Here is a 1,116-nt window from a genome sequence, read left to right on the forward strand (position 1 = left end):
CATTGCATACTGAGTGTCGTAGGCAATCGTCCACAATGCATTAATCACAAACACAAACCAAACCATCACTGGTAGCTCACCGGTTTGTGCCGCCCACGCCATAGGAATCGCCCAGCTAAACGCTAATCCCAAAAACAGCTGCGGGATATGCGTGTAACGCTTCATAAAAGGGTAGATAAAGGCTAAGACAAGGCCCGCAAAAGAGAGCTGAATCGTTAAGGGGTTCATGGTCAACACAAGTAAGAATGAGCTCACGGCCAAAACCAAAAATAAGCCAATCGCTTCTTTCGCCGTGACCTTACCCGAAGGCAATGGACGCTGTTTAGTACGCTTCACATGACCATCGACTTTGCGGTCTGCAAAATCGTTAATGACGCAGCCTGCGCTACGCATGAAAAATACACCCAACACAAATACAATGAGCACATCCCAACTCGGTATGCCTTGGGCTGTAATGACCAGAGCCCAAACCGTTGGCCACAACAATAATAGTGAACCAATTGGGCGATCCATTCGCATCAGCTGCCAATATGCTTTGGCTTTTTCTGCGGACATTTACACTCTCTCCTTGGCGTAAATAGGTGAATTCGATAAGAATAACTCAGCGACTAACATAGGTTTGTGATTCATCCACAACCTTGAGCGTCGTGCGAGAAAACGGCCTTGAGGCAAGTGAACCCAACCCATTTGGAGCGAGTCGCGCTCGACATTATCGGCGCTAAAGACGGTGAGCCCTAGTGGGATATCGCCTTGCTGCGCTAAGTCGTATTGCTGATCGACCAACGTAGTACGTGGGATCAAAGTACGACCAACAACCCAAGGGCAGTCGTCTCCACACAGGACGACCTCTCTTAGGAGGCAATCTTGCTCAGACAGTAACTGACTTTCATCCGATTTCAGTGTCTTCGCTGTGACGATATGATTTTGCAGCAGTTCTACCGTCAATTCCTGACAGTGCTGCTTTAAACGACGTGACAAAGACCCTTGTTCTTCCAGCCAATGCTTGGCAAATTCGTTTGGAAATTCAAATTCTTCGGGCTTTTGCCACTCTACTTCCAATAAAGAAGCAAGATAGAGTGATGTTGGCTGATTCATACTAGTATTCAATTGGAGGCT

General features: G+C 47.3%; 2 protein-coding genes. Both read right to left on the bottom strand.

Annotation, left to right across the window (positions count from 1 at the left end; all coding sequences use genetic code 11):
* Positions 1-555 (bottom strand): UbiA family prenyltransferase (locus R7O12_RS26305; RefSeq protein ID WP_318127009.1); only part of this gene is annotated, 555 nt, incomplete at its 3' end.
* Positions 556-1,095 (bottom strand): chorismate lyase, encoded by a 540-nt coding sequence (locus tag R7O12_RS26310; RefSeq protein ID WP_005460374.1) that lies wholly within the window; start codon positions 1,093-1,095, stop codon positions 556-558.
* Positions 1,096-1,116 lie beyond the last annotated feature (21 nt).

This window comes from Vibrio sp. Vb1574 (assembly GCF_033338675.1).